This is a genomic window from Clostridium lacusfryxellense, assembly GCF_018861735.1.
GTDB classification, from domain to species: Bacteria; Bacillota; Clostridia; order Clostridiales; family Clostridiaceae; genus Clostridium_AD; species Clostridium_AD lacusfryxellense.
In genome coordinates this window covers 1-15,409 of record NZ_JAHLEB010000042.1, presented here as the reverse complement: position 1 = coordinate 15,409, position 15,409 = coordinate 1, and the positions used below count along the sequence as shown (strand labels likewise).

Here is a 15,409-nt window from a genome sequence, read left to right as displayed (position 1 = left end):
TAACTTTTTTATGCAATTGCATTCATAAATTGCAACTTTTGTTTGAAAGGTCATATTATGTAACGATCATAGGATTTAGTTAGGTCATAAAAAGTATGAATAAAATTAAATTATCACAAAGGAGTATGGGTAGTGTGGGAGATAGTGGAAGTGGATATTCAAAATGGAGTTGTGAAAAACCGAAATGGAGCTGTGAAAAACCGAAATGTGATTGTAAAAAAACAAAATGTAAAGATGATATAAATGAAGAACTGAGGGCGATATATTATATATTGTGTAATCCATACTTTGGGCTTAAAGAAATTAAAAAAGAAGTTGCAGCGATAGAAAATGCAGTATTAAGCCCAACTTTTGGATTAGCTGAAATCAAAACAGAAGTATTTGCAATAGAGAGCGCTGTTTTAAGCCCAACATTTGGGTTAGAAGAAATCAAAACAGAAGTATTTGCAATAGAAAGTGCAGTATTAAGTCCAACGTTTGGACTAGAGGAAATAAAGACAGAAGTAGCTGCTATAGAGAGCGCTGTTTTAAGCCCAACATTTGGGTTAGAAGAAATTAAAACAGAGGTAGCTGCTATAGAAAATGCTGTGCTAAGTCCAACTTTTGGATTAGAAGAAATAAAGACAGAAGTATTTGCAATAGAGAGCGCAGTATTAAGTCCAACGTTTGGACTAGAGGAAATAAAGACAGAAGTAGCTGCTATAGAAAATGCTGTTTTAAGCCCAACATTTGGGTTAGAAGAAATTAAAACAGAGGTAGCTGCTATAGAAAATGCTGTGCTAAGTCCAACTTTTGGACTAGAAGAAATAAAGACAGAAGTATTTGCAATAGAGAGCGCTGTTCTAAGCCCAATATTTGGGTTAGAAGAAATTAAAACAGAAGTAGCTGCAATTGAAAGTGCTGTATTAAGCCCAACGTTTGGATTAGAGGAAATAAAGACAGAAGTAGCTGCAATAGAGAGCGCTGTTTTAAGCCCAACGTTTGGGTTAGCTGAAATCAAAACAGAAGTATTTACAATAGAAAGTGCAGTATTAAGTCCAACTTTTGGATTAGAGGAAATAAAGACAGAAGTAGCTGCTATAGAAAATGCTGTATTAAGCCCAACGTTTGGATTAGAAGAAATAAAGACAGAAGTATTTGCAATAGAGAATGCTGTTTTAAGCCCTACTTTTGGACTGGAAGAAATAAAAACAGAGGTATTTGCAATAGAGAGTGCTGTTTTAAGTCCTACTTTTGGACTAGAGGAAATAAAAACAGAAGTATTTGCAATAGAAAGTGCAGTATTAAGCCCTACTTTTGGATTAGCTGAAATAAAGACAGAAATTATTCAGATAGCTAGTGTAATAAATAGCAGTACTGGTGGTATTTTTGAAATAAAAGCAGAAGTAATAGAGATTATTAATAGTATAGAAAGTCCAACCTATGGATTGGCTGAGATAAAAATAGAAGTGGCTGCTATAGAGAGTGCTGTATTAAACTCAACGTTTGGACTCGCAGGAATTAAAGGGGAAGTTGACTCAATTCTTGTTGTTGTAAATCAAATTTTACAGATTTTGATGCCATAAACTTCTTATTAAATAATTGTACAACACGATTTAAGCTAAGGATAAATTAAAATAGGTGCTCATTTATATTTTATTTGAACGGGCACTTATTTAATTATTGAGAATTAAAGTTTAATGATATGTTAAACATCCAGATAAATAAAATAATAATCAATAAAGCAGGCACCACTAAAGCAGATTATTAATAGTATGTAATGTAATATTTCATGGAGGAGATACTTTGATTACTATCAGTTTATGTATGATTATTAGGGATGAAGCCGAAACGATAGCACGATGTTTGGATACAGTAAAAGACATTGTGGATGAAATAATTATTGTAGACACTGGGTCAGTTGATAAAACAAAGAGTATTCTAACCGAATATACTGCTTATATTTATGACTTTAAATGGATAGATGACTTTGCAGCAGCAAGGAATTATTCTTTTTCTAAAGCAACACAAGAATATATATTATGGTTAGATGCAGATGATGTACTTTTAGAAGAAGATAGAAAAAAGTTCAAATATTTGAAGGAACATATGGAGCCATCTGTAGATGTGGTGATGATGAAATATAACCTTGGCGTTGATAACAAAGAGAGGGCTGCGTGCACTTATTACAGGGAGCGGCTGATTAAGAGAAATAAAAATTTTAAATGGAATGATCCTGTTCATGAGTATATAAAACCTACTGGAAATATTATCACTGTGGGTATTGGTATCACGCATAAGAAGTTAAAACAAAGATCTTCTAGAAATTTAGAGATATTTGAAAAAATGATACAAAGCGGAGAGAAGTTATCACATAGAAACTGTTTCTATTATGGAAGGGAACTTAATGCTAATGGAAGATATGATGAGGCTATGGTTTATTTTGAAAAATTTTTATCTCAGGAAGGAGGCTTTTATTCAAATTATATGGATGCTTGTATTGAATTCTCGAAAATATATACTAAGAAAGGAGATACAAAAAGTGCAATCAAAACATTGCTCAGATGTTTTGAATTTGGAGTGCTACGAGCAGAAATATGCTGTGAATTGGGAATTCAATATGAAGAGATGAAAGACTATGAACGGGCAATATCATGGTATGACATTGCTACAAAACTTAGTAAACCAGAAAATACATTGGGTGCAGTTATACATAATTTCTATGATTATATACCATATGCATCAATTGGTATATGTTATTTTAAACTTAAAAACATTCAGCAAGCAATTAAATACAACGAAAAAGCTGCAGAGTTTAAACCAGATTCATTTGTAGTAAACAATAATAGAAAATATTTTAATTCTTTATTAAACTGTGAAAGAAAACAACCTTAGAAGTTTTTACAATCAATATGTCAATTACTTTTAAAAACTTTAAATATTCATTTGGTAATAGGAAGGTACACTTTTTAATACTACGAATAATATGTAATTAAATATAATTAGTGCACTAAGTGTTAGGGGAAGTGATAAAAAATGGTTGAAAATAGAAAAACTTCAATAATAATATTAACTTACAACAATCTTACTTATAATCACATCTGTGTTGATAGCATAAGGAAATATACTAAAGAGAATACCTATGAAATAATTATAGTGGATAATAATTCTACTGATGGAACAAAGGAATGGCTTAAAAATCAGGATGATATTTTGGCTATATTTAATAATGAAAATGTAGGCTTTCCAAAGGGATGTAATATTGGAATAGCTGCATCTGACAAAGAGAATGATATTTTGTTTTTAAATAATGATACTGTAGTTACTCCAAGATGGCTTGATAATCTTAAAGCTTGCATTTATAGCGATGTAAAGGTTGGAGCTACGGGCTCTATCACTAATTATTGCTCTAATTATCAATCTATAAGTGTTCCTTATAGTGGTATTGAAGATATGATTCCATTTGCTGATGCTAATAATATTTCAAATCCCCAGAAATGGGAGGAAAGAATAAGACTTGTAGCATTTTGTATGCTTATAAAAAGAGATGTCCTAAATAAAATTGGAATTATGGATGAAAGATTTACACCTGGAAACTTTGAAGATGATGATTTATGTATGAGAATTATAGAGTCTGGATATAAGATGATGCTTTGCAATGATAGCTTCATACATCATTTTGGCAGTTCGTCTTTTAATAAAGACCAAACTAATTTCATTAATATTTTAACTTCAAATCGTATAAAGTTTGAAAATAAGTGGGGTTTTAATTCTAACGTAGTTAGTGCATTAAAACTTGACATATTACAGCGTATAAATGAGCCAAGAGAGAAACAATTAAATATTCTTGAATTTGACTGTGGATTAGGGGCTACATTATTTAAACTAAAATACATGTATCCAAATTCTAATATATATGGTATAGAGACAAATGAGAAACTAACAATTTTAGGTGGGAAAATATTAGAGTTAATGATCTATGATTTTGAAGAGAATTATAATATGAGTTTTAAAACTGACAAAACAAATTTTTTTGACTATATAATTCTTGGAAATAAACTTCAACAAAGTAAAAACCCTTGGAAACTATTAAAAGAGATAAAAAGATTCCTAAAACCTGGTGGATATATAATTGTGACTATTCCTAACATAATGCACCACTCAGTTTTAAAAGGGCTATTAAGTGGAAGTTTTATGTACAATAAAAACTCAATTTTAGATAGAAGCAATAATAAGTTTTTTACTTTAACAGATATATATAGAATATTCGATGAATGTGGATATATTAATCCAATTATATTTCATTACTATAATACTAATTTAACATCGGAAGATGATAAGGTATTAAATAATATTTGTAATGTTTTTGGTGAAGAAATGAAAAAAAACTCATTATCTTATAAATATTTAGCTAAGTTCCAGAGAATTTTATAGTGTACGGATATTAACTGATGAATAATATAAAAATTAAGTTCTATTTAAGATGCTGTTCAGACCAATCGTCATTGGGAAATTAAGATCATATGTGGATATTATAATTTTGTAGTGAACGTTGTAAAATTGTGTGATCAAACCTCAAATCTTGTATTAAATTTGTATATAATCATAAATGCTTTTATACTAATTACATGCTATATTTATTAATTTCAAATGTTGCTTGGTTCACATTAAAGGATATTTGTGCAATTGTTAGTGGAGATATCCAACTTTTCCGTAGTCCCTTTGAGAAGATACTAAGTTCTTCAATATAATAAGGGATGATAGAAAGTAAAAAAATATAATCTCAGCTTAAATTAGTTCTTTAATATGAGTATATAATACTTTTGAATTATTTGTTAGTTCCATAACTCAACTGTACTGAATGGTAAATTAAACTACATAATATCAAAGCTTTGAGTAACTAAAGCAAGCTAATAGTTGAAATTTAGTTCGTCTGGAGTATACCGTAGACGAACGTTAACTAATAGCCTTCAAAGGGGCATTATATCGTGCTAAAAACACCTAAAAACAGTTCGGTAAAGATATTAACTTTAAACGAACCGTTATATATAATTACCTAATGAGGTGTTTATATGAAAATATATTTTTACATTAGAGTATCAAGTAAAGAACAAAATACAATTAGACAAGAGGTAAAAGCTAAAGAACATCATGTTCCATTGAATCATGTTTATATTGAGAAGGTTAGCGGTAAGAATGTAACAGACAGGCCAGTATTAAATAATATGATGGCTATACTAAAAAGTGGTGATAAATTAGTTGTAGATAGTATTAGTAGATTTGCAAGGAATACAAAAGATCTTATAGAATTAATAGAAAAATTAAATAATAAAGGTATTATATTTGTATCTCTTAAAGAAGCAATAGACACTACCACACCAACAGGCATGTTTATGTTAACTATATTCGGAGCAGTTGCACAACTTGAACGTGACTATCTAAAAGATAGACAGATAGAAGGTATAGCAATTGCAGTAAAAGAGGGGAAATATAAAGGACGTAAATCTATTGAGGTACCAAAGTTATGGGATAAGTATTACAGGATGTATAAGGAAAACACTATAAAAGCGATTGATGTTATGAAAATATTGGAATTAAAGAAAACTACATTTTATAAATTAATTAATCAATATGAAGAGAGTAATTAAGGCGAAGTTGCTGCAACATTAAGTGAATGACCTTTAACCGTAATCTCCCCTTGTGGCTTAATTGTAACATTAAAATCACTTCACTTAAAATACTAATTTTTTTAGCAACATTTATTATCCCTAAAGGCTAATATTTCGTCAACATTTCTTAAAATATTTAGATCAATATTTTTTTTATTCAAAGTACTCCTGCACCTAACTCTTTCACCCTTGCTGCAACCGCAGGCTGATCAGCAAATTGGGGAATAACTATTAATGGAATATTATTATAAAGTCCTTCACTTACACTATTCATTCCACCATGCGTAATAAATAAATTCACATATTTTAGTAATTCAAGTTGTGGTACATATTTTCTGACTATGAAGTTTTCGGGGATTTCTCCTATGGCTGTGATAGGTACTATACTTCCCATTGAAAGAACTACTTTCACATTTTCGCCTCTAAAAGCAGCGAAGCATTTCTTATAGATTTCCTCAAGATATTTTGAAGTTTCCTTAAACTCTATTAAACCAGGTATGCCCTTTATAAGGGTTTTAAACATATTAAATTTGCTTCGTGATAGAAATCTCCTTACTGTTTCTGATGGACCAAATGCAGCACAGCTGCATATAGAGGGTAACCCTAATATATCACTTATCTGCTTTCCAGCACCAAACATAGCATCATGTATAACATAATCAAACTTTTCACCCGTTATTTTATCTAAAATATCAGGTATTATTTTCTTTGCTGTCCTTGAAACATCAGCAGCTAGATTAAATATATTCCATGTTTTTCACGACTTTGATTGGTATTTACTTTTCTATAGGTTTTTGCTTCGGCACCTTTCTGTTGAATCTTATCTCTGAATTTTTACGTTGTAAAATAAACGACTTTTCTGCCTCTATGGACTAATTCTTCAACTAAACCAAGAGTTGGATTAATATGACCATGAGCAGGACCATTTATATATAAAACTTTTGCCATTATTCTCACCTCTTCAAGTACAAATATACGACTATTGTACCAATATTATGACAATATTTGTAGCATTGTTAAATTATTGAGCAAAACCCTTTAAATTTAAGAAAATTTTATAATTTGTTTAAAACATGTAAACTGTAATAAACAATTGACAAATATAAATAAAGTTAGTACACTAATCATATGGTTAGTGTACTAATTATATAAGGAGGAACCATATGCAGAACTTATCTTACCTTATAATTAAGGCATCAAGACATCTAAAAAACAAACTAGATAAAGCATTAATGGAATTTGATATTACTGCTGCGCAGTTCTCAGTTATTATTCAGATACATTATTCAGACGCTCCAATTACAGCAGCAGAAATATCTAAGCTGTTGGGTTCAGATAGGCCAACTATATCAGGGATTATAAATAGGTTACAGAAAAAAGGTATAGTGCTTAAAGTTGCCAACCCAAATGATAAAAGATCATCTTACTTGGAGATATGTAAAGAATATAATAAGTTAGTTGATAAAATGAAAACAGTAAGTGATGAATTAACAATTGATATATTTTCAATTTATTCAAATGAAGAAGCTGAGAAACTTACAGAAATGATTTGTAAATTAAATGAAGGGACTGAAGAATAATGGTTGAAAAAATTTTATTAACAGGAATAACGGGGAATGTAGGAAGTGCAGTAGTTGACTATTTAAAAAGCATAAATAGAGACTTTCTAGCTGGTGTAAGAAACATAAAAAAAAGCATTGAAAAAGATGATTCTATGGAATACATTAATTTTAATTTTGAAGATATAGATACCTATGTAACTGCTTTACATGGTGTTAAAAAGGTGTTTTTAGTAAGACCACCACAACTTACAGATGTTAATGGAATATTTAAACCTTTTATTCAAAAATGCAAAAAAGCTGGTGTGGAGCAAATAGTGTTTTTATCTATACTAGGAGCTGAGAAAAATCCTTTTCCACCACACCACAAAATTGAAAAAGCTATTTTAGAATCTAAAATTCCTTACACTTTTATAAGGCCCAGTTTTTTTATGCAAAATCTATCCACAACACATGCAGAAGATATTAAGGAGCGGAGTGACCTTTTCATACCTTCAGGAAAAGCTGAGATTAGTTTTATAGATACAAGAGATATTGGTGAAATAATTGGAAGGACGCTCGCAGAAAAAGGCCATGGAAATAAGGCATATACTATTACAGGTTCAGAGGCAATTACTTATATGCAAGTTGCAGATAGTATGACAAAAATACTTGGACGTAAAATCACATATTCAAACCCACCTTTGTTTAAATTTAGAAAAGAAATGATTGATAGAGGGATCAAAAAAGAATTTGCTACTGTAATGATGATATTATACCTTACAACAAAATTAGGTATGGCAAACCATGTTACGAATACTGCTGAAGTTCTATTAAAAAGAAAACCTAGAACAATAGATGTCTTTATAAAAGACCATATTGAAGTATGGAGGTAAAGATAATTGGATAAACAGGTAATTACAATTAATTTGGGAATGGTAAAAGCTTTCTTAATAAAAGGTGAAAAATATATTTTAGTTGATACAGGATTACCGAAATCCTTTGAAAAAATAAAGAAGTTTCTCATTAAAAATGGAATAAACCCTAAAGATATTTCTTTAATTATACTGACACATAACCACATTGACCATACTGGCGGAATTATGCAAATGAAAGATTTAACAGGCGCTAAAGTCCTAATTCATAGAATAGAAGGAGATTACCTTCAAAAAGGTATTTCAACTCCAGTACAGGTTAGAAGTGTTTTTGCAAAATTGATAATTATAGTAATGAAAGATCCAATAATAGAAAGTTTTAAAGCTGATTTATTAATAGAAGATAACTTTAATTTAAATGAGTTTGGTGTAAATGGAGAAGTTATTCACACCCCAGGCCACACTGCAGGTTCCTTGTCAGTTTTACTAAATAACGGAGAAACCATTGTGGGGGATATGATTAGTGGGAAAGACAAGAAAAAATTTACTACAGCTAAGTACCCATTTATATGGAATAATATTAATGACCTAAGAAATAGTATTAACATGTTATTAAGCAAAGGGGCAAAGGTATTTTATAATTCACATGGTGATGTTTGTGATGACACTTCAATTAAAAATCTGCTTGAGAAAGATAAAGGAATATAGTGTAGCACACTAGATATTAAAAGGAGAAAATAAATATGAGTAAATTAATTGCTTTTGTCGGAAGTCCTAGAAAAAATGGTAATATTGACACAGTTGTCAAAGAAGTTATTAGAGGTGCAAATGAAAAACAGATTGAAACTAAAATTTATTATCTTAATGATATGACCATAAGACCTTGCCAAGCTTGCATGTATTGTAGAGAACCAGAGCATGATCATTGTGTAATAAAGGATGATCTTAGACAAATCTATGCAGAAATAAAGGAAGCAGATTACTTAATATTGTCCTCGCCAGTATACATTCACCAAATGTCAGGACTCCTTAAAAACCTTCTGGATCGGTTTTATCCATTGACAAATGAAAAACATAAACCACGGTTTGGTATTAAAAAAACAATTTTTATTTATTCTCAAGCAGCACCAATCCCTTTAATATTTAATAGATATTTTAGATATACTGAAAAATCATTAAAAGCTATGGGGATAAAACCTATTAAGAGAATTACTGTACTTGGTGCCTTTACTAAAGATTCCATACAAAAGAAAAAAAAAATTTTAAACAAAGCCTATAATGTTGGAAAGAATTTAGCAAACAATTAATCAAATGGAGGGAACTATGAGTTTATTTAATGATATCAAAGCAGTATTAACGCCAAAAGAAATAATTTTTAAAGAAGTAATTCAAGAGAGTGAAGAAGTTTACACTTTTCTATTTGATACATGTGAACCTTTAAAGTGGAAGGCAGGTCAACATGCTATGTTTGTTATTAAACATACAAAAATTAAAAGGGGTATAAGACCATTTAGTATAGCATCCAGTCCTTTAGAAAATAAAATCATGATTTCGATGAAAATAGGTAAGCAGCCTAGTGACTATAAGAGTGCATTATTAGAAATTAAAAGCGGTATGAAAATGGTAATTAGGGGCCCAATAGGTGGTTTCTATATGGACACTTCTAAACCAATTTGTTTAATAGCAGGAGGTATAGGTATAACGCCATTTAGATCTATGATTAAGGATATAGTCATGCGAGAAAAGGATTTTAAAGGTAAAGTAAATTTGTTATATGTTAATAGAACAGGCAAGTTTTTATATGAAAATGAGCTAAAGACATTTATAAATGATGATCATATACAAATTGACTTTTTCACAGATGATGAAGAGTTGACAAAAGGTATAAAAGAAATTGCTATTAATAATAAGGAAATAAAATATTATTTAGCTGGACCAAAGCTAATGAATGATTCTATAAAGTCCACTTTGTTAGGTCAGTCTGTCAATAAGAAAAATATTAGGGTAGATACATTTTTAGGATATTAAATGTATGAAATAAAAGCTTGTGAATATAATTTTAAAATATTAACACTTTAATTGACAATTTCAATTTACTTAGTGCAATATAGTTATACAAGCTAACTATATTGAGGTGTAACTTATGAAAGATTGGTTTGACAATTCAGCTAAGACTATTGCTTTATTTTGTAGAATGTATATAAACGTTAAAAGGGATTTGCCAATTAGAAATAGCGAAATGGGTGTTATTATTTTCGTTGACAAGTATGATGGAGAAGTTACTCCCAATGCTATCACAGAATTTTTGAAAATATCCAAACCATCTGTTACGGTAAAAATAAGGGCATTGGTAGAAAAGGAATATGTTTATAAAAAATATTCAAAAGTAGATAAAAGGAGCTATACCCTTCACTTGACACCGAAAGCAAAACATTTAGTAGGATTAACAGACAATGATTATTATAAATTGATTAATGCTTTAAGTAATGGAATGGGAGAAGATAATTTTCTACAGTTGATTCATTTAATGGAGTTTGCAAATAATGTATTGAATGAGTATTATTAACGAACGGTGGTAAACGCCGTTTAAAATATTTAATATAGTTAACCTAGTTAACAAAGGAGGAATAATAATATGGAAAAAGGAGTTACAAAAAAATTAAACAAAGGTGATGAACTGGTGTTCCGACAAATACTTACAAACAATACATCTCCAGTTGAAATGTATTACTATGAAAGAATGACTGATGTTCAAATTATTACACCACAGGGAGAAACTGTTCTACTAAATTCTCTTGGAATGGTAGGTCAATCGCCAATGATGTATTTCGCATTTAAACAAGAAGAAAATAATGATATCTATTTTTATGGAAGTATCTTCTCAAAGGAGCCGGTAAATGAAAAAAATATCATAAAAAAAGAATGGGTAATAGAACCTGCTGAGGGTAGGTGTCTTAATTATCCAGGATTATATACCGTTGGATATGAATGGGACTATAAATTTCAGGTACAAGAATCTAAAGGTAAATTAACAGAAGTTAATTTGCATAATATTGTAGAGAAGATAGAGCAAATCACAACAGCTCTAGGTAAATTTGAATGCTATGTGATTAATGCTTATAATAACTCTGGTGAATTAGACTCAATATCATGGTTTTCATCAGAGTTAGGCGTAAATGTAAAAAGATTGAGTTATTCAGATATGAAACCTGGATATGAATTAACAGAATACAGAGTGGGAGGTGTAGAAATATGCATATAAACAACAAATTAACAGCAACAACAATTTCATTACCTTTTTACTACGATAATGGTAAGTTAGTAATGAATGAGCCACTGGCAGAAAGTTTAGTAAAAGACGCATACTCTCAAGGCATTAGAAGCTTCACAACATCACCTCAATATATAGGAGGAACATGTGAATGTTTCTTAGGGAGGGTTTTAGAACCAGTAAGAAAATTTATAAATCTGTCAACTAATTACCCTTATTTTGATAAAACGTTACCAGTAGAAAATGCTTTTGAATTTTGTTTGAGCCGTTCTTTAATGGATCTAAGAACGGAATACTTAGATTGTTTATATTTATATGCGGATAGTGTTGAGGAGGGCTTGCTGCCACAACAGTTGATGCAAGCAAAAATGGCAAAAGAAGAAGGAAGAGTGCATCACATAGGAATTATTTTCACTCCACTTAATCTTTTTTCTGCAAAGGAAGTTTTAAAAGGCACAAATAATATTATAGATACAGTAATGATCTACTTTATACCCACACTTGAAGCTCAAAAAGAATTGCTGAGCGAACTTAAAAACTCTGGTATAACAATAGTCGGCGGAGGTCTAGTTGATGCAGGAAATAAACAACTCCCGAACAATATATTAAGTAAATCACATGTGATTAAAAATATTACTGCCAGTGAGCTCGCAACCAGGTATTTTATGTCACAATCCGTTTTTGACGAGGTAATCTTTCAATTAGAGAGTAAAGACTTCTTGGATATAGTTTGCGAGGTTTCTAGAAATTCGAAAAAATATGACTATACAGAAATTGAAAAGTATTTCAAGCAAACGGAATTTAACCCAGCAAATCCTCGTGTTATATGTTGTAATTGCGGATATTGTTCTCCATGCCCTAAGGGAATTGAAATAAATAAAATTTTTAATTCTTACGCTTATTATAATCAATATGGTATGTCAAACATTGCACTTGAAGTTTTTAAAGAATATCAAGATAAAGTTGGAGGAAGTATCGAAAAAGCTTGTATAAACTGTGGATTATGCGAGAAAAAGTGTTCACATAGTACTCCCATACGTAAAAACTTAAGAGCCGTTGAGAAATTTATGAATGACTTAAATATAACATCTAAAAACTTTGAAAATTACAATTAGTGTCTTTGTTAAAGGTATAGATCACCTAGATATTGACCTTTTACTACAAATATAATTAAAGGTAGAATGTTTTGAAAAATGCAGTAACTCCAATTAACCAACGTTACCAAATAAAGTTAAAGTAACACAAATACGAAACAAGATATTAATTTAGTTATTCTATTAATAAGGCAAAATATATATGAAATAAAAGGTTTTCAGCACCTTTTTTGTAAATATTATTTGATAGTAAAATCTTAAGTATTTTTCACGACATTTACTATAGCCATATATTATATATAACAATCTACTAATTTCACGACAGTATGTCGGCTGTACCCAATTTATAACCAATGCTACTATCAGATATGGTCCTTGAAAATACTATTACTGGAAATTCAAGATGGGCAATTGAGGAGTTTGGAAAGCTAGAGAAAGCGATAGCCACTTCTTCAACAAAGTTTAATGCTGTGGACGATTTATTAACGGCGAATCACAATGGTCACACACAAATGCGAATTTCCATTAAACCACAAGAGATTATAGAAAAAGTAGAGTTTGGCACTAGTAGCTAAAAGAGAGAATTATTGCAGTAAATAAGATGTTTGAAGCTTGATATAAAATAGGATTAAATATCACCCCTATAATTTTGGAAAACGTATGGGAAATAGTGTATGACAATATGTTTAAGGAAGTTAAGAGACTTTATCATTTAAGCTTAAAAATCAATTATTTATAGAGGTAATATTTATGACCTATGGGTTACCTAATTATTATATTATTAATACAGAAAGCATGCCAAAAGCAGTAAATTTACTTGATAAGGTTAAGATGTGACCAAAGGGACCAGGAAAGTATACATATCGTAATGAATATAGAAATCCAGCTGAGGAAGTCATTAGAGAATTAATTCAAAAATATTTGCCTGAGGCTACTATAAGTTATATTGTTTAATCATATATATTAGCACAACATATTTGTTACCATTCTGGTCACCCTATAGGGAATAAGTTTTCTATGAATACATACTAAGTATAGTAAGTATTATACTTAGTGCCTATGCTAAAGTTTAGACCAATATATTTTTCTATTTCAGTAGTAGCAGCTTTATAGCCGCCACTGTTTATCATATCTTCGCTCATAATATTCATGTTTTTTTTATACATTGCATTATAAAGAACATCATTTAGTGCTTTTTTCAAAGTTTCAACTGAAACATTTTTTTTGTCAATTACTTTTCCTAGTCCTAATTTTTCTAATCTTCTAGCGACAGCAGGCTGATCTGCGAATTGGGGTATGGTAATAACTGGAACTCCATAATAAATTGCTTCATTTACACTATTCATTCCCCCATGAGTAATAAAAATAGTTGTACGTTTAAGAACTTCTAATTGAGGAACAATTTGATAGACTAAAAAGTTGTCCGGAATAGTTCCAAGATCCTTTATGTTTACATTTTTACCTATTGACATAATTATTGTCATATCAACATCACGAAAAGCTTCTATACAAATTCTAAAAAAGTTTAATGATTTATTAAATAGAGTGCCTAAAGAAATATAAATTACTTTTTCTTTTAACTTATTTAATGGAATGTTATTTTTTACTGCCCTTTTAATAATAGATGGACCAATAAATTTGTACCTAGAATGTTCAAATTCTTCACTATGAATCTGGAATTTACGTGAAGTAAAGACTATATTTAATTCTGGTACATTTTCCAATACGTCCGTAAATATATCATTATTTTTAACTTTTTTTTTGCCAAAAAACAACTGTGTAAATATATTTCTTGCGAATTTATTTTGAATTAATTTAAGTTGAAGCGATGATTTACCAGAGTTTTTAGGATTAATTGTGTTGTCATTAAATGCAAACATTGAAATTAATCGTATTGTTGGTTTTTTTAAAATATCACCTAGATTTTTTCCCATAAAAAACATGAATTCATAAATAATTAAATCATAATTTTTACCAATACGTAAAGCAGCTTCATAAATATTACTCATAGTTAATTTCATACCTTTAAATGACATTGCTTTTTTTTCGTCATAATCATAAAGCATTGTTCTTGCACCAGTAAGTGCTATTTCTTCTCTAAATTCCTCTGAAATTAAATATGTTACTTTATATCCTCTATCAACAAGTTCTTTTGTAATTGCAATTGTTGGATTTACATGTCCATAAAATGGGACATTTATTATTAATATTCTCACCATGTTTTTTCTCCTTTTTATCTTATTACAGTGATACTAATTTGTATAAAAAATTATGACTTAGTACTTAATCAATATAATTAAGTATAATGTTTATTATACTTAAATTTAAGAATAAGTGTTCCATATGATTGGTGATTTATCGATTGTTGAGGCAGTGCTCGCAAAACGCAGAATACATACGTTAAGACACTTATTACAAAAAGACTTTTTTTCAAAACATTGACCTAGAAATACTAAATAGTTTTAACTCATAAAAGAAGTAAAGCGTTTATATATTTAGGTCAATAGGTAAGGCAAGGGAAGAAATATAGTAAGAATTCAATTAAATTTAACTGCAAATTTAACAAAAAGTTATAGAAAAATGAGTGCATCAAAAAACTATAGTTATATGATGCATGAATAAATAAAGAAAATAGGCGTCATAAACCCACTCAATAGGTTGTAAAAGTGTATCATGTGACTTGATATGTTTTCTGATACACATTATAATAAAGCTTCTTTGAAAGAGGTATAAAATAATAATACTTGATACCCCTTTAGTAAGCACAAGAGGCAACAAACTAGCCTATACCATAAACAATATGCTTATCAACTTCTTGTCTTATATAGAGGGCAAGAGGCGGGAGAAAATACAATGTAAGAGGGGGTTAACACCAATGTCATTAAGTTAACCATCTTGTGACAAATAGAATTATAGCCAATTGAAAGTATGTATGCTTCTAATTGGCTTTTTTCTTTTACAACTATTATTTTTGGGCATGCAA

15 protein-coding genes are annotated in these 15,409 nt (G+C 29.8%); 13 read left to right on the top strand and 2 right to left on the bottom strand.

Annotation, left to right across the window (positions count from 1 at the left end; translation table 11 throughout):
- Positions 1-95 precede the first annotated feature (95 nt).
- The 4 genes from KPL55_RS18775 (at position 96) to KPL55_RS18760 (ending at position 5,627) form a co-directional block, all read left to right on the top strand.
- Positions 96-1,565, top strand: coding sequence for a hypothetical protein (locus tag KPL55_RS18775; RefSeq protein ID WP_216308283.1), 1,470 nt, complete (start codon positions 96-98; stop codon positions 1,563-1,565).
- A 220-nt stretch (positions 1,566-1,785) separates the two neighbouring features.
- Positions 1,786-2,874 (top strand): glycosyltransferase, encoded by a 1,089-nt coding sequence (locus KPL55_RS18770; RefSeq protein WP_216308282.1) that lies wholly within the window; start codon positions 1,786-1,788, stop codon positions 2,872-2,874.
- A 141-nt stretch (positions 2,875-3,015) separates the two neighbouring features.
- The gene (locus KPL55_RS18765) at positions 3,016-4,413 is read left to right on the top strand and encodes a glycosyltransferase (protein WP_216308281.1); all 1,398 of its coding nucleotides are present in this window, start codon (positions 3,016-3,018) and stop codon (positions 4,411-4,413) included.
- A 638-nt stretch (positions 4,414-5,051) separates the two neighbouring features.
- Complete coding sequence (locus tag KPL55_RS18760; RefSeq protein ID WP_216308280.1) at positions 5,052-5,627, top strand: recombinase family protein; 576 nt, start codon at positions 5,052-5,054, stop codon at positions 5,625-5,627.
- A gap of 178 nt (positions 5,628-5,805) precedes the next feature.
- Here the strand turns inward: KPL55_RS18760 and KPL55_RS18755 are convergent, their stop codons facing one another.
- Positions 5,806-6,288 (bottom strand): nucleotide disphospho-sugar-binding domain-containing protein, encoded by a 483-nt coding sequence (locus KPL55_RS18755; protein ID WP_216308279.1) that lies wholly within the window; start codon positions 6,286-6,288, stop codon positions 5,806-5,808.
- Positions 6,289-6,811: 523 nt separating this feature from the next.
- On the opposite strand from KPL55_RS18755, the gene KPL55_RS18750 reads away from it, so the two are divergent.
- The 9 genes from KPL55_RS18750 (at position 6,812) to KPL55_RS18710 (ending at position 13,001) form a co-directional block, all read left to right on the top strand.
- Positions 6,812-7,228: a MarR family winged helix-turn-helix transcriptional regulator gene (locus tag KPL55_RS18750; protein ID WP_216308278.1), complete on the top strand. Its 417-nt coding sequence runs from the start codon at positions 6,812-6,814 to the stop codon at positions 7,226-7,228.
- Positions 7,228-8,082 carry an SDR family oxidoreductase gene (locus KPL55_RS18745; protein WP_216308277.1) on the top strand — a complete coding sequence of 285 codons (855 nt, stop codon included), beginning with the start codon at positions 7,228-7,230 and terminating at the stop codon, positions 8,080-8,082. Before KPL55_RS18750 ends, KPL55_RS18745 begins: the two co-directional genes overlap by 1 nt.
- 6 nt (positions 8,083-8,088) lie before the next feature.
- Positions 8,089-8,769, top strand: a complete 681-nt coding sequence (locus tag KPL55_RS18740; protein WP_216308276.1) for an MBL fold metallo-hydrolase — start codon at positions 8,089-8,091, stop codon at positions 8,767-8,769.
- A 35-nt stretch (positions 8,770-8,804) separates the two neighbouring features.
- Entirely contained in the window at positions 8,805-9,368 is a 564-nt protein-coding gene (locus KPL55_RS18735) for a flavodoxin family protein (RefSeq protein ID WP_216308275.1), read from the top strand.
- Positions 9,369-9,384: 16 nt separating this feature from the next.
- A complete protein-coding gene (locus KPL55_RS18730) occupies positions 9,385-10,089 on the top strand; it encodes an FAD-dependent oxidoreductase (RefSeq protein ID WP_216308274.1) in 705 nt (234 codons plus the stop codon).
- 115 nt (positions 10,090-10,204) lie between these two features.
- The gene (locus KPL55_RS18725; RefSeq protein WP_216308273.1) at positions 10,205-10,627 is read left to right on the top strand and encodes a MarR family winged helix-turn-helix transcriptional regulator; all 423 of its coding nucleotides are present in this window, start codon (positions 10,205-10,207) and stop codon (positions 10,625-10,627) included.
- 69 nt (positions 10,628-10,696) lie between these two features.
- The gene (locus tag KPL55_RS18720) at positions 10,697-11,323 is read left to right on the top strand and encodes a hypothetical protein (protein WP_216308272.1); all 627 of its coding nucleotides are present in this window, start codon (positions 10,697-10,699) and stop codon (positions 11,321-11,323) included.
- A complete protein-coding gene (locus KPL55_RS18715) occupies positions 11,314-12,447 on the top strand; it encodes an aldo/keto reductase (protein ID WP_216308271.1) in 1,134 nt (377 codons plus the stop codon). The genes KPL55_RS18720 and KPL55_RS18715 overlap by 10 nt, the downstream gene beginning before the upstream one ends.
- Positions 12,448-12,794: 347 nt before the next feature.
- Positions 12,795-13,001 carry a spore photoproduct lyase family protein gene (locus KPL55_RS18710; RefSeq protein ID WP_216308270.1) on the top strand — a complete coding sequence of 69 codons (207 nt, stop codon included), beginning with the start codon at positions 12,795-12,797 and terminating at the stop codon, positions 12,999-13,001.
- A gap of 453 nt (positions 13,002-13,454) precedes the next feature.
- On the opposite strand, the gene KPL55_RS18705 is transcribed toward KPL55_RS18710, so the two are convergent.
- Positions 13,455-14,645 carry a macrolide family glycosyltransferase gene (locus tag KPL55_RS18705; RefSeq protein WP_216308269.1) on the bottom strand — a complete coding sequence of 397 codons (1,191 nt, stop codon included), beginning with the start codon at positions 14,643-14,645 and terminating at the stop codon, positions 13,455-13,457.
- Between the last annotated feature and the right edge of the window lie 764 nt (positions 14,646-15,409).